The sequence below is a fragment of the Catenibacterium faecis genome, assembly GCF_014306455.1.
GTDB lineage: Bacteria > Bacillota_I > Bacilli_A > Erysipelotrichales > Coprobacillaceae > Catenibacterium > Catenibacterium mitsuoka_A.
Map to the genome: position 1 here is coordinate 1 of NZ_JACRWG010000028.1, position 20,998 is coordinate 20,998.

Annotated in this window: 19 protein-coding genes and 1 other annotated feature; of the genes, 4 read left to right on the forward strand and 15 right to left on the reverse strand. The window is 34.9% G+C overall.

Annotated features, from left to right (window positions below; all coding sequences use genetic code 11):
- Window positions 1-276: 276 nt before the first annotated feature.
- The 4 genes from H8909_RS07445 to H8909_RS07460 are packed head-to-tail and all read left to right on the forward strand — an operon-like array spanning window position 277 to window position 3,504.
- Complete coding sequence (locus H8909_RS07445; protein ID WP_238928245.1) at window positions 277-948, forward strand: PIG-L family deacetylase; 672 nt, start codon at window positions 277-279, stop codon at window positions 946-948.
- A gap of 2 nt (window positions 949-950) precedes the next feature.
- Window positions 951-1,646, forward strand: a complete 696-nt coding sequence (locus H8909_RS07450; protein WP_187012371.1) for a response regulator transcription factor — start codon at window positions 951-953, stop codon at window positions 1,644-1,646.
- Window positions 1,639-2,964 (forward strand): HAMP domain-containing sensor histidine kinase, encoded by a 1,326-nt coding sequence (locus H8909_RS13760; RefSeq protein ID WP_187012372.1) that lies wholly within the window; start codon window positions 1,639-1,641, stop codon window positions 2,962-2,964. Before H8909_RS07450 ends, H8909_RS13760 begins: the two co-directional genes overlap by 8 nt.
- A 57-nt stretch (window positions 2,965-3,021) precedes the next feature.
- Complete coding sequence (locus H8909_RS07460; RefSeq protein ID WP_187012373.1) at window positions 3,022-3,504, forward strand: hypothetical protein; 483 nt, start codon at window positions 3,022-3,024, stop codon at window positions 3,502-3,504.
- A gap of 183 nt (window positions 3,505-3,687) precedes the next feature.
- On the opposite strand, the gene ilvB is transcribed toward H8909_RS07460, so the two are convergent.
- The 15 genes from ilvB to whiA form a co-directional block, all read right to left on the reverse strand.
- Window positions 3,688-5,364: a biosynthetic-type acetolactate synthase large subunit gene (gene ilvB, locus H8909_RS07465; protein WP_187012374.1), complete on the reverse strand. Its 1,677-nt coding sequence runs from the start codon at window positions 5,362-5,364 to the stop codon at window positions 3,688-3,690.
- A 17-nt stretch (window positions 5,365-5,381) separates the two neighbouring features.
- Window positions 5,382-7,055, reverse strand: coding sequence for a dihydroxy-acid dehydratase (ilvD, locus tag H8909_RS07470; protein ID WP_022424398.1), 1,674 nt, complete (start codon window positions 7,053-7,055; stop codon window positions 5,382-5,384).
- 9 nt (window positions 7,056-7,064) lie between these two features.
- The gene (gene leuB, locus H8909_RS07475; RefSeq protein ID WP_187012375.1) at window positions 7,065-8,147 is read right to left on the reverse strand and encodes a 3-isopropylmalate dehydrogenase; all 1,083 of its coding nucleotides are present in this window, start codon (window positions 8,145-8,147) and stop codon (window positions 7,065-7,067) included.
- A gap of 5 nt (window positions 8,148-8,152) precedes the next feature.
- Window positions 8,153-8,644, reverse strand: coding sequence for a 3-isopropylmalate dehydratase small subunit (leuD, locus tag H8909_RS07480; protein WP_187012376.1), 492 nt, complete (start codon window positions 8,642-8,644; stop codon window positions 8,153-8,155).
- Window positions 8,644-9,921, reverse strand: a complete 1,278-nt coding sequence (gene leuC, locus H8909_RS07485; RefSeq protein WP_187012377.1) for a 3-isopropylmalate dehydratase large subunit — start codon at window positions 9,919-9,921, stop codon at window positions 8,644-8,646. The genes leuD and leuC overlap by 1 nt, the downstream gene beginning before the upstream one ends.
- A gap of 196 nt (window positions 9,922-10,117) precedes the next feature.
- The gene (locus H8909_RS07490) at window positions 10,118-11,281 is read right to left on the reverse strand and encodes an RNA-guided endonuclease InsQ/TnpB family protein (RefSeq protein WP_187012378.1); all 1,164 of its coding nucleotides are present in this window, start codon (window positions 11,279-11,281) and stop codon (window positions 10,118-10,120) included.
- Window positions 11,282-11,944: 663 nt separating this feature from the next.
- Window positions 11,945-12,961 carry a ketol-acid reductoisomerase gene (ilvC, locus tag H8909_RS07495; RefSeq protein WP_006505165.1) on the reverse strand — a complete coding sequence of 339 codons (1,017 nt, stop codon included), beginning with the start codon at window positions 12,959-12,961 and terminating at the stop codon, window positions 11,945-11,947.
- A 6-nt stretch (window positions 12,962-12,967) separates the two neighbouring features.
- Window positions 12,968-13,492 (reverse strand): acetolactate synthase small subunit, encoded by a 525-nt coding sequence (gene ilvN, locus H8909_RS07500; protein ID WP_006505164.1) that lies wholly within the window; start codon window positions 13,490-13,492, stop codon window positions 12,968-12,970.
- Window positions 13,492-15,180, reverse strand: coding sequence for a 2-isopropylmalate synthase (gene leuA, locus H8909_RS07505; protein WP_117459693.1), 1,689 nt, complete (start codon window positions 15,178-15,180; stop codon window positions 13,492-13,494). Before leuA ends, ilvN begins: the two co-directional genes overlap by 1 nt.
- 53 nt (window positions 15,181-15,233) lie before the next feature.
- Window positions 15,234-15,487: a binding site (T-box leader), on the reverse strand.
- 276 nt (window positions 15,488-15,763) lie between these two features.
- A complete protein-coding gene (locus H8909_RS07510) occupies window positions 15,764-16,792 on the reverse strand; it encodes a D-alanine--D-alanine ligase family protein (protein ID WP_022424402.1) in 1,029 nt (342 codons plus the stop codon).
- 1 nt (window position 16,793) lies between these two features.
- Window positions 16,794-18,137: a UDP-N-acetylmuramoyl-tripeptide--D-alanyl-D-alanine ligase gene (locus H8909_RS07515; RefSeq protein WP_187012379.1), complete on the reverse strand. Its 1,344-nt coding sequence runs from the start codon at window positions 18,135-18,137 to the stop codon at window positions 16,794-16,796.
- A 78-nt stretch (window positions 18,138-18,215) separates the two neighbouring features.
- Window positions 18,216-19,445, reverse strand: a complete 1,230-nt coding sequence (locus H8909_RS07520; protein ID WP_187012380.1) for a DUF5050 domain-containing protein — start codon at window positions 19,443-19,445, stop codon at window positions 18,216-18,218.
- A complete protein-coding gene (locus H8909_RS07525; protein WP_117459687.1) occupies window positions 19,446-19,715 on the reverse strand; it encodes a hypothetical protein in 270 nt (89 codons plus the stop codon).
- A 128-nt stretch (window positions 19,716-19,843) separates the two neighbouring features.
- Complete coding sequence (locus tag H8909_RS07530; protein ID WP_022424406.1) at window positions 19,844-20,050, reverse strand: helix-turn-helix domain-containing protein; 207 nt, start codon at window positions 20,048-20,050, stop codon at window positions 19,844-19,846.
- Entirely contained in the window at window positions 20,050-20,994 is a 945-nt protein-coding gene (gene whiA, locus H8909_RS07535) for a DNA-binding protein WhiA (protein ID WP_022424407.1), read from the reverse strand. Before whiA ends, H8909_RS07530 begins: the two co-directional genes overlap by 1 nt.
- Window positions 20,995-20,998 lie beyond the last annotated feature (4 nt).

Genomic DNA, 20,998 nt, shown 5'->3' on the forward strand with positions numbered 1-20,998 from the left:
TGACGTTTCTAAATTAACTAAACCATAAAATTCAACTATTCTATTTTTTCTAAATTATTCAAACTTGTTTTTAAGTTTGTCTTTTTTTATACGTTTTGATTGATTTTTGTTTCACACTTTTCACCTCGATACTATTGTAAGAAACAAATCTTAAATTTAGACTTAAACAAATCTTAAATTCACTTAATTTTTGTAAATTTTATGTTTAAGAAATCTTAAGAATTCTTTTAAGGTTTTTTAAATAAAGAGATGATATTGTAAAAATGGGTGATAAATATGAATAATTTAAAAATGTTGACAATTAGTTCTTTGTTGATGATTAGTTCATTATTTGGTTCTAATCATACAATTAAGCATAAGAAGATGATTGATGGATTAAATCTTAAGAATATAGATTCTGTGATGTTTGTAGCACATCCTGATGATGAAACTATATGGGGTGGCAGTCATCTTTTAAAGAAACATTATCTTGTTGTATGTTTGACTAATGGTAATAATAAGGTAAGAAGAAAAGAGTTTATGAATGTCATGAAGGCAACAGGTAGTACAGGTGTTATGTTTAATTATCCAGATAAAACAAATGGACAGAGAGATAATTGGAATAAATCAAGAAAATATATCAAGAATGATGTACACTATATATTAGGTAAGAAGAAATGGAAAACTGTTGTGACACATAACCCTGATGGTGAATATGGTCATACGCATCATCAGATGACTTCTTATATAGTAAGTAAAGATAGTCGTGTGGATATGAATCAGTTAGTCTATTTCGGCAGATATTATAGAAAGAAGAATTTGCCTCATAATCTTAATTCTATAAGTCAAAGTGATTTAGAGAAGAAGATGAAGTTAACAAATATGTATAGTTCACAATCTAAGGTTATGGATCATCTTGGACACATGTTACCTCATGAGAACTGGGTGAAGGCAAAGGATTGGAGATAGTTATGAATGAAAAAATCATGATAGTAGATGATGATAAAGATATACGAGAAGTAATCCAGGTATTATTGTCTAGTGAAGGATATAATGTCATAGAAGCAAGTAATGGGAAAGAAGCATTAGAATTAGTGGATGATGATACAGATCTTATTATTCTTGATGTGATGATGCCTGAGATGAATGGGTATCAAGCGTGTGTATTATTAAGAGAGAAAACAAAAGCCCCTATTCTCTTTTTAACTGCAAAGGGGCAGGATAGTGATAAAACATTAGGTTTTTCTAGTGGTGGCGATGATTACTTAACTAAACCATTTTCTTATAATGAGTTAAATGGCCGTGTGAAAGCATTACTGAGACGCTATCATGTGTATCAGGGTAAAAGCACTACACAAGAAAAACAGATTATATATAAGACAGGTAATATAGAAGTCAATAGTGCGAAACGTACAGCATCAATAGATGGAGAGAAACTCAACTTAACAGATTTAGAATATAATATTCTAGAATATTTATTAATGAATAAACAGCAAGTTATTTCTCCTAGTCAGCTATTTGAAGCTATCTGGCATGAAGAATATTATTATGGGGCAAACAATACAATCATGGTGCATATTAGACATTTAAGACAGAAGATTGAAAAGGATCCTACAAATCCTGAACATATCAAAACAATCTGGGGTAAAGGATATTATTGTGAATAAGAAATATGTAAGTCTTGCCTCTAAGATTTTCTTTATATTAATTGCCTCAAGTATGTCTGCAGTATTGGTATATAGCTGTTTTAGAGAACAGATTCCTCACTATTATAGTTTTATAGATGAAGTTGCTGGTATTAAGGATAAGAGAAATAAGTTCTTTAAAGAGTTTAAAGAAAAAGCGAAAGATGTAAATTTAACGGATAAGAAGCAGGTTAAGAAGTTAATTAAAACCAAAGATCCATACTTGTCTGTTTATATTTATGATAATAAGAATGAATATCATGTTGCCGCTAATTATGCAGATTTCCTTACTCAACCTGTGAGTGTGATTACACCACTTTATATCTTACAGACTGACTTTGAAACAGATGCGTATAATGCGGTTTATACAAAGATTGTACAGTTCAAGGATCAAAAGGCTGAAGTAGAACTATATGATCTGAACTTGCTTAAGTATATTAAGTATTATTTCTATGTTGCTTTGTTTGCTTCTTTCCTCACATTCCTTCTTCCTACTTTCTTTTTTATTCGTCATAAAGTCAAATATATTGAATGTTTAAAACAGGAAATACTCAATATGTCCCAGGGTGATTTATCTCATCCTATGACAATTCAAGGACGTGATGAACTTGCAGTACTTGCTCATCAAATGGATGGTCTAAGAATGGCATTAGAGGAAAATTATGAGAAAGAAAAAGAAATGCAACAGACACATCATGATTTGATTACTGCCATGTCACATGACTTAAGAACTCCTCTCACAAGTTTAAGAGGTTATCTGGATATTCTTGCCTTGCATTGTTTCAAAGATCAGGAACAGATGGATAACTACTTACATAGATGTATTGACAAAGTAGAACAAATCAAAGAATTGTCTAATAAGACATTTGCTTATTCACTTGTGTTTGAACAGAATAGTCATCCTCAATTAGAAAGTATGTCTACAGAAGCACTCTTAGGCTATATAGAAGAGAATCTTAACTATCTAGAATTAGAAGGCTTTATCATTCATAAAGACATTAAATACATAAAAAAAGAAGTCCTTTTAGACTTCTCCATGATCAAAAGAATGATCAATAACCTCTGTTCTAATATTCATAAATATTCCGATAAACATGTAGATATGACCCTTACTCTTGATGATTCTTTTGATCTCCTCTTAACCAATAAAAAGAAGAGTGACTTATCTAAAGTAGAAAGTAATAAGATTGGTTTAAGAAGTGTAAAACGTATTGTAGAACTTCATAATGGAACATGTTCTATTGAAGAAAGTGAAGAAACATTCTCCATCCATATCACTATTCCACTAAAAAAGGCTTGATCATAAGATAATTAGAGGGCAAGCAAATATAAGATCAAAAGGAGTATACTATTTAGTATGATGAAAAAATTACATTTAATCATAAAAATAAGTTTCTTTGCTATTGTAATAGCCGTTTCTATATTTTTAAAAGAAAAACATTTTACTGCATACATATCTCCCGGAGCTGTAATTGATCAAACAGATTACCTTATTCAATTTAATATTTTTTCAAAAATTCTGTTGGCTAGCAGCTTACTATTACTCATTCTATTCTTTACCTATTATAAAATGAGTGTACGCTTATTTGATATTACATTATTAGATAAAATAATTTTATTTTATTATTCTGTATTCTTTATTACAATACTCACTACTTATCATTCATTTTATGTATATAGTGGAGATTTGTGTCATTTATCATCTATATTAACCTCTATCACTTTTTTACAATATGATTTTTTTAATGTATTACCAATTGGTATCATCCTCTATATTCCAATACTGTATTTATTTTTCATAAAACATGAAAGAAGAAAGATACGAAACGAAAAAGAATAATAACAATTTGTATTTCTTTGGTCACAATGGAAGCCAATACGTGGACAAGTACTGGCAGAATAAACAATCTTCCAACTTATGGTGAGGTAAAAGGTGTTTGAAGAATTAGACATGTAAAAAGGCTGTAAATGCTAATGAGATAGTATATCTTTCGAACTCTCATTAGTTTAACAGCCTTTTTAATTACTTATTAATATCTGCTTCATCAAATACTTCCGCAATAGAGCTTCCTGGTGCAACCATTGGGAATACCTTGTCATCATCATCAATGATACATTCAATAACAACTGGACCATGATAATCCACTGCTTCCTGTAAAGCAGGCATCACTTCTTCTTTCTTAGTGACACGGATAGCTTTACAGCCTAATCCTTCTGCTACCTTACAGAAGTCTACCTTATCATGAAGTACTGTTGCACTATAGCGTTCACCATAGAATAATGTCTGCCACTGTCTTACCATTCCAAGTACATGGTTATTAAGTACTACTTCAATAATTGGGATATTGTAACGTGATGCAGTAGCGAGTTCATTAAGGTTCATACGGAAACATCCATCACCTGCAATATTGAATACTAACTGATTAGGACAGCCATATTTAGCTCCTATTGCAGCACCTAGTCCATAACCCATAGTACCAAGTCCACCAGAACTTAAGAACTGTCTAGGACGTCTATAGTGATAGTACTGTGCTGCCCACATCTGGTTCTGACCTACTTCAGTTGTGATAATAGCCTGAGAATCAGTGAAGTTATCAATCTGTTCAATCACATATGGACCAGTTAATCTAGACTGATCATAAGTTAAAGGATAACGATCCTTTAATGTACGAACTTCCTTCATCCATCCTGGATGATTCTGTTGTGTTAAAGTTAAATTAATAGCTTCAATAACATCTTTTGCATCTCCGACAATACCTAAATCAACAGGCACATTCTTATCGATTTCTGCATCATCGACATCAATATGAATAATCTTCGCATTCTTCGCAAATGTATCCACATTACCAGTAATACGGTCACTGAAACGTACACCAATCGCAATCAATAAGTCACATTCTGATACACCGATATTACTTGCTTTAGTCCCATGCATACCAAGCATTCCTGCATAACGTGGATTAGTGCCGTCATATGCCCCTTTACCCATTAATGTATCAGTCACTGGTGCATCGATTTTTTCTACAAATTCTTTTAAAGGTGCACTTGCCTGAGAGGCAATACATCCACCACCGACAAATACGAATGGCTTTTCTGATGCTTCAATCATTTCTACAGCCTTCTTAATTGAAGATGTAGGGAATGTATAATTACGGCTGCCAATGACATCTGGCACCTTTTTAGTATATTCACATGAACCTACAGTCGCATTCTTAGTCATATCGACTAATACTGGACCTGGACGTCCTTCTTTCGCAATCTGGAATGCTTTACGAATAGTTGGAGCCAATTCTTCTGGTGATTTACAAATAAAGTTATGTTTAGTAATAGGGATAGTCACACCCTTGATATCAATTTCCTGGAAGGCATCTTTACCTAAGGCGTTAACACCTACGTTGGCAGTTAAAGCGACTAAAGGAATAGAATCCATCATGGCTGTCGCAATACCTGTGACAAGGTTAGTGGCACCTGGTCCACTTGTTGCCATACAGACACCCACTTTACCAGTGGCACGTGCATAACCATCGGCTGCATGAGATGCACCTTGTTCATGAGATGTAAGGACATGGTGAATCTTATCCTGATACTTATATAAACTATCATAGACTTCTAGGATTGCCCCTCCTGGATAGCCAAAGATAGTATCAACGCCCTGTTCAAGAAGGCTTTCTACTACAATGTCCGATCCTTTCATTAACATTTTTGGATTCTCCCCCTTTACTTATCATTTGGCTGTAATACAGCACCTGTATTGGCACTTGTTACCTGAGCAGCATAACGTCTTAAGTAACCTGTAGTGATACGAGGTTCTCTTGGCTGCCATTTAGCACGACGTGCTTCTAATGTAGCATCATCTACAGCTACATTAATCTTATTATTTGGAATATCAATAGAGATCATATCTCCTTCTTCAATTAAAGCGATAGGTCCTCCTACTGCTGCTTCAGGAGATACATGTCCAATAGACGCCCCTCTAGTTGCTCCTGAGAAACGACCATCTGTAATTAATGCAACATCTTTATCAAGTCCCATACCAGCGATTTCACTTGTAGGAGATAACATTTCTCTCATACCAGGACCACCTTTAGGACCTTCATAACGAATAACAACAACATCACCCTTAACAATCTTACCAGCACGAATTGCCTTGATTGCATCATCTTCACTATCAAATACTCTTGCTGGTCCAGTATGTGTCATCATTTCAGGTGCGACTGCAGCTGCCTTAACGACACAGCTATCAGGTGCAATATTACCCTTTAATACTGCAATACCACCTGTTTTCATATAAGGGTTATCAACAGGACGGATGATTTCTGGATCTAAGTTTACACATCCTGCAATATTTTCTTTAATAGTCTTACCAGTACATGTGATACCTGTTGTATCTAAGATACCTAATGAATCAAGTTCATTCATGACTGCATATACTCCACCAGCATCATCTAAATCTTCCATAAATGTAGAACCTGCTGGTGCTAAGTGGCAAAGGTTTGGTGTATATTTAGAAATTTCATTCGCAATTTCAAGATTTAATTCAACACCTGCTTCATGTGCGATAGCTGGTAAATGAAGCATTGAGTTTGTAGAACATCCTAAAGCCATGTCCACTGTCATCGCATTCTTGAAGGCAGCAGGAGTCATGATATCTCTTGGTTTGATGTTCTTTTCTACTAATTCCATGATCTTCATACCAGCATGTTTTGCAAGTCTGATACGTGCTGAATAAACAGCTGGAATAGTTCCATTACCACGAAGACCCATACCGAGTGCTTCTGTTAAACAGTTCATAGAGTTCGCTGTATACATACCTGAACATGAACCACATGTTGGACATGCTTTTTCTTCAAATTCTTCAAGATGAGCAGCATCTAGAGTACCTGCATTATATTGACCAACGGCTTCAAATAGTGAAGAAAGACAAGTCTTCTTACCATTTAATTTCTTACCTGCAAGCATTGGTCCACCTGATACAAAGATAGTTGGAATATTTAAACGAGCCGCTGCCATTAATAAGCCTGGGACGTTTTTATCACAGTTAGGGATCATAACAAGTCCATCAAACTGATGTGCTGTCGCAAGACATTCTGTACTATCTGCAATGAGTTCTCTTGTAACAAGTGAATATTTCATACCTGTATGGTTCATCGCAATACCATCACATACTGCAATCGCAGGTACTTCAACTGGTACACCACCAGCTAAATAAACACCTTTCTTAACTGCTTCACTGATCTTATCTAGATTCATATGACCAGGAACGATTTCATTATATGAACAAACTACCCCGATTAGAGGTCTTTCTAATTCTTCTTCTGTCATGCCTAAGGCATTAAAGAGTGAACGATGAGGTGCACGTTCTACTCCCTTTTTTACATTATCACTTCTCATATTAGCCTCCTAAAGTCTTTCTACTACAGCATCACCCATCTGTGATGTAGATACTTTTGTCATTCCTTCTTTATAAATATCAACAGTACGGATATTATCCGCAAGAACCTTTTCTACTGCTTTTTCAATACATGCTGCTTCTTCATCCATATCAAATGAATAACGTAGCATCATAGCAGCACTTAAGATAGTCGCAAGTGGATTTGCAATATTCTGTCCTGCGATATCAGGTGCACTGCCATGGCTTGGTTCATACATACCTAGACTGTCTTCACGAAGTGAAGCACTTGATAACATACCAATAGAACCAGTAACCATAGATGCTTCATCACTTAAGATATCCCCAAACATATTCTCAGTGAGGACCACATCAAACTGTGCTGGATCTTTAACTAACTGCATGGCACAGTTATCTACAAGCATATGTTCTACTTTTACTTTTGGGAAATCCTGAGCCACTTCATTCACAATCTTACGCCATAAGCGAGATGTATCTAAAACATTGGCTTTATCCACACTTGTAAGTTTCTTACCACGTTTCATCGCAATTTCAAATCCTCTTTGTGCGATACGTCTAATTTCATGTTCTGAATAAACAAGATTATCATGAGCTACTAATTCACCATTGATTTCTTTTGTATTTCTTTCACCAAAATATAAGCCACCAGTCAATTCTCTTACGATAATCATATCAAAGCCTGCTTCTGATATGCTTTCCTTTAATGGACATGCACCTGCAAGTTCTTTATATAAATAAGCAGGTCTTAAGTTTGCGAATAAACCTAATTCTTTTCTAATCTTTAATAATCCTGCTTCTGGTCTTAATGTAGGATCTAATTTATACCATGGAGATGTATTAGTATCTCCCCCAATAGAACCTAATAATACAGCATCACTGTTTTTTGCGACTTCTAATGCCTCATCAGTTAATGGGACTCCATAAGCATCAATAGAACAGCCTCCCATGAGGATATTCTTATAGTTGAATGTATGATTATATTTCTTTGCGATGGCATCAAGTACCTTAATTGCTTCATTCACAATTTCAGGACCGATTCCATCACCTTTAATAACCGCAATATTCTTTTCCATATCCTCTATCCTTTCTTATTATTGACGTAGTTTACAAGACCACCCTGTTCAATAATCTTCTGCATGAACGCTGGGAAAGGCTGACCCTGATATTCTGTATTCTTAGTGAGGTTATAAATCTTACCTGTTTCATAATCTACTTTTACTTCATCGCCATCATCAATACCATCTACGGCTTCTGGACATTCAAGAATCGCAAAACCGATATTAATAGAGTTACGATAGAAGATACGTGCAAAGCTTTTTGCGATAACACATGAAACACCTGCTGTCTTTAATGCAAGAGGGGCATGTTCTCTTGATGAACCACAACCAAAGTTCTTCTTTGCGACAATAATATCACCAGGCTGAACTCTTTCTACAAATGTAGGATCTAAATCCACCATAGCGTGAGTAGCTAATTCTTTGGCATCAAATGAATTAAGATATCTTGCTGGAATAATAACGTCTGTATCAACGTTATCACCATATTTAAATACTCTACCTTTAGCTTCCATTAGTTATTACCTCCGAATTTTTCTGGATTTGCGATATAACCTGCAATCGCACTTGCAGCTGCTGTTTCAGGAGATGCAAGATAAATTAATGATTCTACATCACCCATACGTCCAACGAAGTTTCTATTTGTAGTAGAAACACACTTTTCACCTTTCGCAAGTACACCCATATGACCACCCATACATGGACCACAGCTTGGTGTATTGACAGCACATCCTGCTTCTACAAATGTTTCAAGAATACCTTCTAGGATACACTGTAAGTAAATCTTCTGAGTGGCTGGTACAACCATCACTCTCACATTATCAGCTACTTTCTTACCTTTAAGAATAGCGGCTGCTTTTCTTAAGTCTTCCATACGACCATTTGTACATGAACCAATAACAACCTGATCAATATAGATTTTATCCATTGCTTCAATTTCATCCACTGTCTTCGCATTACCTGGAAGATGAGGGAAAGCAACAGTTGGTCTAATAGCAGATAAGTCTACATCTACCACTTCTTCATATTCAGCATCTTCATCTGCTTCATAGATCTTATATTCACGTTTAGCATGTTTATCTAAGTATTCAATAGCGGCTTCATCAACAGGGAAGATACCATTCTTAGCACCTGCTTCAATAGCCATATTACAAATAGTGAAACGATCTGCCATAGATAATTCTTTGACACCCTCACCAGTAAATTCCATTGATTTATATAAAGCACCATCTACACCAATACGCCCAATAATATGTAAAATAACATCCTTACCAGATACGTATTTTGGTAATTTGCCATGAAGATTAAATTTAATGGCTGAAGGTACCTTGAACCATAACTGTCCAGTCGCCATACCTGTCGCAATATCAGTTGTTCCTACACCTGTAGAGAAAGCACCAATAGCCCCATAAGTACAAGTATGTGAGTCTGCACCAATGACAGCATCTCCTGCCACAACAATGCCGCTTTCAGGTAAAATGGCATGTTCTACACCACATTTACCCTGTTCCATATGATGTGTTAATCCCTGCTCACGAGAGAATTCTCTGATTGCTTTAGAGTTCTCTGCAGATTTAATATCTTTATTAGGTGTAAAGTGATCTGGCACTAAGACAACCTTATTTTTATCAAAGACCTTATCAGCCATTTTCTTAAAGATTGGTAAAGCCATAGGTCCTGTAATATCATTTGCCATTACTATATCTACATTTGCTTCAATTAATTCACCTGCATGAACTTCTTTTACTCCCGCATGATCAGCTAAGATCTTCTGCGTCATTGTCATTCCCATTATATATAATCCTGCCACTCAAAATGTGATTAAATATACTCACATCGAGATAATGTAAGTTCTCACGAACATTACTTACTATGTCATCGTGTATGCTTTTGATTGACCGAAATCATATCTACTCACAAGTTCAAGTACACTCCATAGTCGTAAATTCCCGAAATAGCCTTCGGTACATACCTACGTTTGCGTTCATTTATGCAACTTCGTAAGTTGTAGCATCTCTCAGATTAAGTGCAGCATTGAAATCTCTGTCTTCGATATATCCACAATCACATCTGAAAAGTCTATCTGAAAGCTTTAAATCTTTCTTGATACTTTTGCAGCAGTGACATGTCTTAGATGATGGAAACCATCTATCTACTATTCGAAGTTCGATTCCGTTTTCCTTGCATTTAGCTTGAAGCTTTCTTTTAAATTCATAAAACTTCTGCGAAGCAACTGCCTTTGAAAGATGTCTGTTCTTCATCATTCCTGATACGTTTAGATCTTCAATCGTTATATGAGATGGCTTGGTTTTCACTATCTCTGCGATTGTATTATTGATGTAATCAGTACGAATATTGTCAATTCTATGATGAAGTTTCTGTATCTTAAGCTTTTGTTTTTGTATATTTCTTTTTTGAGTGGACTCTCCTTTCTTTATATTTTCATACTTTCGAGAAAGACTTCTCTGTTCTCGAATAAGCTTTTTTTCAAGCTTCCTTAATTTTGCAGATTTGTTGATGTTCTTATAAGTTTTTCCATTAGAAACAATCGCAAAGTCCTTTAATCCAAGGTCAATACCAATTCCTTTACTGGAATTATTGGCTGTTCTTCTATCTGGGATTTCTATAAGAACTGAAACATAGTATCTGTCAGCTTTTATTGAGACATGACCGCTCTTAATTACATATCCATCCTTTGTTGTGGGAATATATCCTTTTTCTTTGATGCGCACCCACCCAAGTGACGGAATCTTGATTCTATGTCTTTCACATTGGCAATCTTTTGGATTATTCCTTACAAAGTACATTTTCACATTAGATTTGCCTTTTTTCTTAAATTTTGGAAAGGCACTCTTGTGATCAAAGAATCTTTTAAATGCAATCTGTCCGTCATTTACTGCCTGTGTTACCGATTTTGAATAAGCTTCCTTGATCCAGGAATATTCTGGATGGCTTGGAAGATACTCATTGTTTAGCCATACTCTGAATTGGCTGCTGCTCATAAACTTTTTGCCACTTTCATAAAGTTCCTTATTATGAGCAAGATAGAAGTTATAGATAAATCTGCAAGTACCTATTGTTTTACGAATTTTGACTTTCTGCTCCTCTGTCGGATTTATTTCCGTCTTGAAGCTCTTCAGCAATTTCCTCATCCCTTTCTATCTGTTTTTTATACTTACGAAGCCCATTGCAACCTGCAGGAAAACACATGAAGTGTTGAAACAATATCCTACTTGAGTTCTCCATCTGATTTCTAATCTAATTATAGTACAAATAGAAAATCCATGTATTCAGTTCAGCTTCAAGAACGCCGTTTAATAGGCGTTAATAAAATTTAATTTTCACTAACCTGTGGTTTGTGGGTATTCAAATTATAGTTTTGATTTTTTTCCATTACTCCATCTAATAAATCGTTACACGCTCTCCATAATTTTCAAAACACAGATCTACAATAATTCTTTTGCGTTACAAAACTATCTTGAAAATGTAACTCGATTTAGTAAATGACGATTATAAGTATAATAATGCCTATTAGTTTGGGTTCGGTTTGCCTTTAAAGTTCCTTCTCTATCTCACCGTTATAATATCTTAACAGATACGCCTAAAAGTCAATAAAATCAGTTTGTTTAAAATTCGTGATATTTGATGTGTTCATTTTAATGCTCTCCTTTGCGGGTATCTGAACACATTTAATCACAATAGTCAATATATTTTGTTACTTATATTTTCCTCCTCAAGTTATTTTTGAATGTTGTAACGAGAAAGTACGAATGTACTTCCTCGTTACAACACACAAAGTGTGTGTTGCTTAGTGATTAGTTATTTAAAAGCTTATCTTCATCAGACCAAGAATATAATGAACGGATATCAGCACCTACTTTTTCACATTCATGTTCATTGTGTAACTGTCTCATTGCTTTGAAGTGAGCCTGTCCACCTGCTGCTGACATTTCAAGTAAGAATTCTTTAGCGAATGAACCATCCTGGATATCAGCTAATACTTTCTTCATTGCTTTCTTAGTGTCTTCAGTGATTAATTTAGGACCAGTGATATAGTCACCATATTCTGCAGTATTAGAAATAGATTTTCTCATACCTTCGAAACCTGACTGGTAGATTAAGTCTACGATTAACTTCATTTCATGGATACATTCAAAGTATGCATTCTTTGGATCGTAACCAGCTTCTACTAATACTTCGAAACCAGTCTGCATTAACTGACATACACCACCACAAAGAACGGCCTGTTCACCAAATAAGTCTGTTTCAGTTTCAGTTCTGAATGTAGTATCTAATAGACCAGCTCTTGCACCACCGATTGCAGCACCATAAGCTAATGCATAATCATGAGCCTTACCAGTATAATCCTGTTCAACTGCTACTAGACAAGGAGTACCTTTACCTGCCTGGTATTCTGAACGTACTGTATGACCTGGAGCCTTTGGAGCGATCATAGTTACATCAACGTTCTTTGGTGGAACGATCTGATTGAAATGAATATTGAAACCATGAGCGAACATTAACATATCGCCTTCGTTTAAGTTTGGTTCGATAGCTTCTTTATAAAGCTTAGCCTGTAATTCATCAGGAATTAATACCATGATGATATCTGCCCAAGCAGCTGCATCAGCAGATGTCATAACCTTAAGTCCCTGTTCTTCTGCTTTCTTCCAAGACTTAGAACCTTCGTATAGACCAACAACAACGTCTACTCCAGATTCTTTAAGGTTTAATGCATGTGCATGTCCCTGAGAACCATAACCGATGATAGCAACCTTTCTACCATCTAATAAAGATAAATCACAGTCTGTGTTGTAATAGATTTTAGCCATATTTAATTACCCCCTATTTTTCTTAGCTTTCATCTTTTCTATATCAAAATCATCTAGTCCTCTTCCGATGCCAGCAATACCAGTACGGACGATTTCAGTGATATTGAACGTATCTAACATTGTGAGAATACCATTGATCTTACTTTCATCACCTGTTACTTCCACAACGAGTGAATTTGGCGCAACATCTACAATCTGCGCTCTAAATATATTAACAATTGACACAATATCAGGTCTTTGTGAGTGGTCTGCTTCTACCTTAATAAGCACCAATTCACGATAGACTGAATGGTCATCATCTAACGGAAATATTTCAATTACATCTTCCAGCTTTCTTAACTGCTTCTTAATCTGTGCAAGAGTGGCTGGTTCTCCTCTTGCAGATACTGTCATACGTGAGACTGTTGGATCATTTGTTTCCCCAACGGTCAATGAATCAATGTTGTAGCCTCTTCTAGAGAATAATCCAGCCACACGGCTTAATACGCCGGCTGTATTATCAACTAGAATAGACAGGACAAGTCTTTCCATTAAGCGGCCTCCCTCATATCTTTATGTATTCTATTCATTGCTGAAATAATTGCTTTAATAGTTGCAGTTGTAATATTTGGATGAACACCTACACCCCATTCAATAATAGATGTACCTTTTGCTCTAAGTTGTACATAAGCAGCAGCTTTAGCACTTGAACCAGATGTTAATGCGTGTTCTGAGTAATCTAATAAGTGAATATAATGGTATCCATTATCATTGAAAGCATTCTTAACTGCATCAATTGGACCATTGCCATAACCAATAATTGTACGTTCTTCACCATGATCACGAATTGTTAATTCTACTTTTCTTTCAAATTCATTTTCTGTATCTTCTGAGATATCTGTTAGCTTCTGATAAATGAACTGGAATGGTTCTTCGTTCTCAATATATTCATTTCTGAATGTATCATAGATTCTTTCTGGTGATACTTCACCTTCTGCTTCAGAGATGTTCTGTACAATCTTTGCGAAGTCACCCTGTAATGGTTTAGGTAAATGATAACCAAAGACTGTATCCATAACGAAGGCCACACCACCTTTACCTGATTGAGAGTTAATACGAACGATTGGTTCATATTGTCTATTTAAATCAGCTGGGTCAATTGGTAAGTAAGGAACTTCCCATTGTTTCTGATGTCTTTCATGATATTTATGAATACCTTTATTAATAGCATCTTGATGGCTTCCAGAGAATGCTGTGAAGACTAACTGACCAGCATATGGAGAACGAGGATTAACTTCCATCTTTGTACATTCTTCATAAGTATGCTTGATATCATTCATCTGTGTGAAGTCAAGTTCTGGATTGACACCATGTGTATACATATTTAATGCAACAGTGACGATATCTACGTTACCTGTTCTTTCACCATTTCCAAATAATGTACCTTCTACTCGATCAGCCCCTGCCATTAATGCAAGTTCTGTTGCAGCAACACCACATCCTCTATCATTATGTGGATGAACTGAGATAATAGCTCTTTCACGATCTTTTAGGTTTCTACATACATATTCAACCTGATCTGCAAAGACATTTGGTGTATCCATTTCTACAGTTGAAGGAAGATTCACAATCACTTTATTATCTTTAGAAGCACCCCATACATCTAAGACTGCATCGACTACTTCTACTGCATAATCCATTTCTGTACCAGTAAAGCTTTCAGGTGAATATTCAAGAATGACTTGACCTTTAAAGTTATTACATAACTTCTTTACAAGAGCACAGCCATCTGTCGCAATCTTCTTAATTTCATCTTTATCTTTGTTGAAGACAACATCTCTTTGAAGGATACTTGTTGAATTATAAATATGCACAATAGCGCGATCTAATCCATCAAGGGCTTCAAATGTTCTCTTAATTAAGTGTTCACGGCACTGAGTTAATACCTGAACAGTGACATCATCAGGAATGAGGTTTTCTTCAATCAATAATCTTAAGAAGTCATATTCAATCTGTGAAGCTGAAGGGAATCCTACTTCAATTTCTTTGAATCCAAGTTCTACTAATAACTTGAACATCTTCACCTTTTCCTGAATATTCATTGGTGTTACTAATGCCTGGTTACCATCACGTAAATCTACTGAACACCAGATAGGTGCTTTTTCAATTGTCTTATCTGGCCATGTGCGGTCTTTCAAGCTCACTGTTTCAAATCTCTTGTACTTTTGGTAATTCATCATAATTGTTTATTCTCCTTTCCAACCTATAAAAAAAGCCCTCGTCCTTACTAGTGTAAGAGGACGAGAGAATAATTCTTCGTGGTTCCACCTCAATTTATTGATATCTCACAATATCAACCTTATCGAGTACGCTTTATATATAAAGTACATACTCTAGCGAGATAACGGTCGCAATTACCGTAGCAGCCTACTTAATTCAGTGCTCCACTCAAGGATGAGTTCAAAGATGATCAAACAGTTCTTTACACCAGCCAGAACCTCTCTGCGCTTTCATCATTCCCCTACTAGTTCCTATCAAAGTCGTTTTCTTTCGGGTTGTTGTGTTTATCATATACTTCTCGCTTAGACATGTCAACAAACTTTTTCACTTTTTTCCTAATTTTCCTAATTATATTAATTATTTATCGGATAATCAGTTTTATAAGCGGTTTCTTGTAATGAACTATATAAATTTTATTGTAATATTCAATATTTTTTTCATTGTTTTTTATTACAGACATTTTTATATTTACTTCGCAAAATGTTTATTATTGTGATAATTATTTATCTCTACAGGATATAAAAAAAGATGTCTTTCGACATCTTATCTCTGTAATGCAAGCTTGATTAATTCATCAATAAGAGCTGGTGTATCTAGTCCAGCATCCTTCATTAATTGAGGATACATAGAGATATTAGTAAAGCCAGGCATAGTATTGATTTCATTTAAATAAACGTTTCCTGTATCGTTATCATAGAAGAAGTCACATCTAGCTAAACCTGTACCATCTACTGCTTTAAATGCCTTAACAGCAGCCTGTCTGATATAATCCTGGATAGACTGATCTACTCTTGCAGGAATGCATGTTGCACTCTGTTCATCTTCATATTTAGATTCATATGTATAGAATTCACCATGTGGTAAAATCTGTCCTACACGTGATGCACTGATATCATCATTACCAATGACAGCACATTCTAATTCTGTCGCATTAATAGCTTTTTCTACAACAACATGACGGTCATAAGATGCTGCTTCATGAAGTTTTGGTAGTAAATCAGTTAAAGTATTAACCTTATAACAGCCTACACTTGAGCCAGAACGGCTAGCCTTTACAAAGCAAGGGAATCCTAAGTGTGTATAGATTTCCATTTCTACATTAAAGCTTTCTCTACCTTCATTATCTACTACAACTAATTTATCATCATATCTCTTCTTGACATATAGAGAAGGCACCTGAGGAATATTAGCCTGATCAAATAGTTTCTTTGCATAAATCTTATCCATTGCAGTACAAGATGCCATCACACGGCATCCAACATATGGCACCTGAGCCATTTCTAATAAGCCCTGGATAGTACCATCTTCACCAAACTGTCCATGTAATACAGGGAATACAACATCAAATGATTTTAAGAAAGTGAAATGATCATTGATCTTTGTAGCACCTTCTAACCAGTTATCACTAGAGAAATCAGTAGAAACTAAATCATACCATTCTCCTTCTTTTGTAATACCTGCAACTTTAATATCATATTTACTCTTATCACAATTTTTATAGATATTCACACATGACATACGGCTAACAGCATGTTCTGTAGACTGTCCACCACATACTAATAATAACTTCATCTTAATTATTCTCCTTTAAATCATTAATGACTTCTTTTAAATGCATACCATTAGAAGCCTTGACTAGAACAACATCATTTTCTTCTAGACATTCCTGTAAATAAGCACTTAAAGAGGCATTATCATCAAAATGATAAGCAAGGCCTGGTTTTGCTTTATTTACTTCGTCTGAAATATAACGCGCAGCAGGTCCTACAGTCAAGACTAAATCAATATTCTTTTTAAGTAAATGTGCACCTACAGCACGATGAAGTGTTTCTTCATAATCACCAAGCTCTAACATATCCCCTAATACTGCAATTTTACGGCCTGCATAGCCTGATAATACATCAATACTTGATTTCATAGAATCAAGATTCGCATTATACGTACCATCAATCACACGGATATGACGATCAAGTGTTAAGATATCATTTCTATTCTTAGTGAGTTCAAATGTTTCAATACCCTTGATACATTTTTCCATTGGAATATCTAATAATAAACCAACCTGAATCGCAATTAATGCATTGAAGATAAAATGTACACCTGGTACATAGACTCTTACACCATAATCCTGCCCATCTACCTTTACTCTAAATGATGACATATCTTCATTCAAGATAATATCAGTTGCTTTTAAATCTGCATCACTTTCAATGCCAATTGTTTTTAAAGAGATTCCTTCAGGATGAACTGTAGATAGTAAATCATTATCGTTATTGACTACCAAAGTACCATGGTTCATACCATGTATGATTTCCATCTTGGCCTGTAAGATATTTTCTCTCGAACCAAGTTCACCAATATGTGCTGTACCAATATTTGTGATTGCTGCAATATCAGGTAATGCAATCTTAGTTAAATAATCGATTTCTTCTAAATGGTTCATACCCATTTCAATAACCATGACTTCTTCACCATTATAACGAAGAATAGTTAGAGGTAAACCAATATTATTATTGAAGTTACCCTGTGTTTTTAATGTAGTATATTGCTGGGAAATAACACTCGCAATCATATCTTTAGTACTTGTTTTCCCTGCTGAACCAGTGATTCCTACAACCTTTGCATGAGAATGCACACGTACATAACGTGCTAAATCACCTAATGCCTTCATTGTATCTTCTACTAGAATCACATTATGTACATCATCTTCTATAGGATGGCTTGTCAAAGTGGCTGTTGCACCATTTTTAAAAGCCTGTGGGATATAGTCATGCCCATCTTTAATACCTACTAGAGGGATATATAGGTTTCCTGGCTGAATAACACGTGTATCCTGTGTAAAGCCATTCACCTGGTCATCTAAGTGACCATTTAAGAGTTTTCCGTTTGTTGCCTCAATAATTTCGCTTATTAACATATAATCATCTCCATTTTTTACCCACCCATTATAGCATAAATCTTATATACAAAAAAAGACACTGAAGTGAATCAGTGCCTAATTATCAAATATCACTGCATACTTTGTATTAGAAGTGTTTACAACTTTCCAATCCTGATTATCTTTCACAAAGAGATGATCATTCACAATCTGCATACCACCGATACGATGTGACTGGAACTGATAAACTGCAGTCGGTTCTTTCTTTTCAAAATCTAGACGATACATCTTTGCATCACTGCCCACATAATAAATTGCTTCATCACTCATCACAAACATAGAATAACCAATATCATTTAAAATAATCTGGGATTCTTTTGTTTGGACATTCACTCTACCAATTGTCATTTTAGGTGTAGAGAAATAAAGATAACCATCGTTAAAAACTGAACCATAAACCTGTTCATTATAAATAGTATCTGTGGCTTTAGTCGTCATATTATAAGAAATAATAGAACTCTTACCAGTTAGATAAATAATATCTCCATTAAAGTTCATATTGTAGATATGTTCATCCAAAAGTTTAGTAGATGTTTTATTTAAAATATCATAAACATATAAACTTTCATTATCACTATCATTCTGATAATAGAGCTTATTATCATGATAAGTCATATAGAATGCTGAAACATCCTGTAGTGTTTCAGACTTTTCTGTCTTTGTATCAAGAACACAGATATGATGATTTTTATCTGTATAATAAAGCTTTTCTCCAACAAGATTTAAATAAGTCGCATACTTGATATCATATGTCTTTACGACATTCATATCTTTATCTAATTTTACCAATTTACTGTCAGGTTTTGACATGAAGATATAATGATCATTAGCTGCGACAGTTCCATCATTAGATAAATTAGAATATTGTTCAATTTCTGTTGTCTTTTTTAGTTTAATTACAGAAGTCATTTCTTCTGAAGTACTCGAATTACCATCTGCCCATTTAATATTATCAGAATGATTCAAATAATACTGTGCACCGGTAGTCGCAAGTATTAAGACAAGTACTGATATAATAACTACTTTCCAGTTAATCTTACGTGATACCTTTTCCGGTTCATATGTTTTTTCTTCTTCTTGATAAATACGTGATGTAGGAATAAAAGACCCTTGAGGACGACGTGATGTTGAAGCAGGTCCTAATGGTTTTCCACAATAAGAACAGAACTTCGCATGAGGAATGTTCTGATGACCACAATGAGGACATTGATCATCCAGTGGTGTACCACAATAGGGGCAGAAATGTGACCCTTCTGGGATTTCTTTATGACATGTAGGACAAATCATTTAGTTGTCATCTCCAGTCTTTTCTTCATCTACAACCTTATATTCTACATCAATGATATCAGGATTATCATTACGTGATGAAGACTGAGATTGAGATGAATATTGTGTTTGTGCTTCTTCATACTGCTTTCTGATTTTCTTTAGTTTAAAATATTTCCAGATTTCATAAACAATAAACATGATCAATAAGAAAGGCCATGCATAAGCAATAATGTTTAAGAATACAGATAAAACTAGAAATATAATTATAAAATAGATTAATGCATCCATAAATTTTTTCTCCTTTAAGTGTCGTCATTATATGTTTCTATTGTAAACAAATGATGAACTCACAGAAATTATACCAATTTCAAACAAAAAATAGAAGATGCCTTAGACATCTTCTAAAATTTCACATATTAGTAGTTAAAAAGGTCTTTAAGAGTAATACCTAAGCCTCTCGCAAATTGATCAATGGCTTTAAGACTCACATTTCTAGTACCTCTTTCTACATCAGAAATATAATTCTTAGAAAGATGACATCTAAACCCTAGTTCTTCTTGAGAGATTCCCTGCTGCATTCTTAATTCCTTAATACGCATTCCAAATCTTTCTGTGACAGTCATTATTCTTCCTCCATCTGACGAAGACGTGCAGCTTCTTCTTTGATTTTCTTAAAACGATGGTGAAGACCAGATTTAGAAATTGTCTGACCTGTCTTATTAAAATACACATCTGCTAGTTCATTAAGTGTAAGTTCTGGGTTTTCTAAGCGAATCTGTGCCACATCCGCAGTCTTAGAATCTAGAATCTCTATGCCTGCTTTATCAATTACATAGGCAATATCTTCAATCTGTTTTGCACTCGCTGTCATAGCTTTCATTTCATTCGCAATATCGCAATTATTCCATCTATTGACAGTATTAGCCATAGAACGGTCAATACGTGTTGTTTCAAATTCCATAACAGAAGTAGAAGCACCTATAGCACGTAAGAAGTCTCCTATTCTTTCTGCAGATTTCATATAGATAACATAACGATTACGTCTCTTGATCACATGCGCATTTAAGCCATAGCTATTCAACATAGCTTCAATATATTGTGCAAGAGGTTCATCCTGTACACTCATCTCTAAATGATAATTAGATGTATCAGGGTTATTGACTGAACCACTTGCAAGAAATATACCTGCAAGATAAGCTCTTCTTGTGCGATCATCATATAAAATCTCATCAGAAGGTAACATCGTAAATCCTAGACCTTCTAATAAATGAAGATCTTCTAGTATTTCTCTTGCCTTTGAAACCTTAAGAAGATAAACATTGTTCTTCTTAAGCTTCATCATCTTTTTTACTTTAAATTCAATTGAAGGTGCATAAAGTTCTTTAAGAAGTTTATGCATCTTTGACGCTATTTTTGCGTTTTCTGTACGGATTAGGAGAGAGAGTCCCTGTCCTAACATCAGTGTTCCATTGGTTTTTAATAACGCACAAAGAATCGCTTTTGAACAGTCATGATCAAACTCATTAAATACGATCTCTTCCTTTACTTTTCTTGAAAACGACAACATTTCT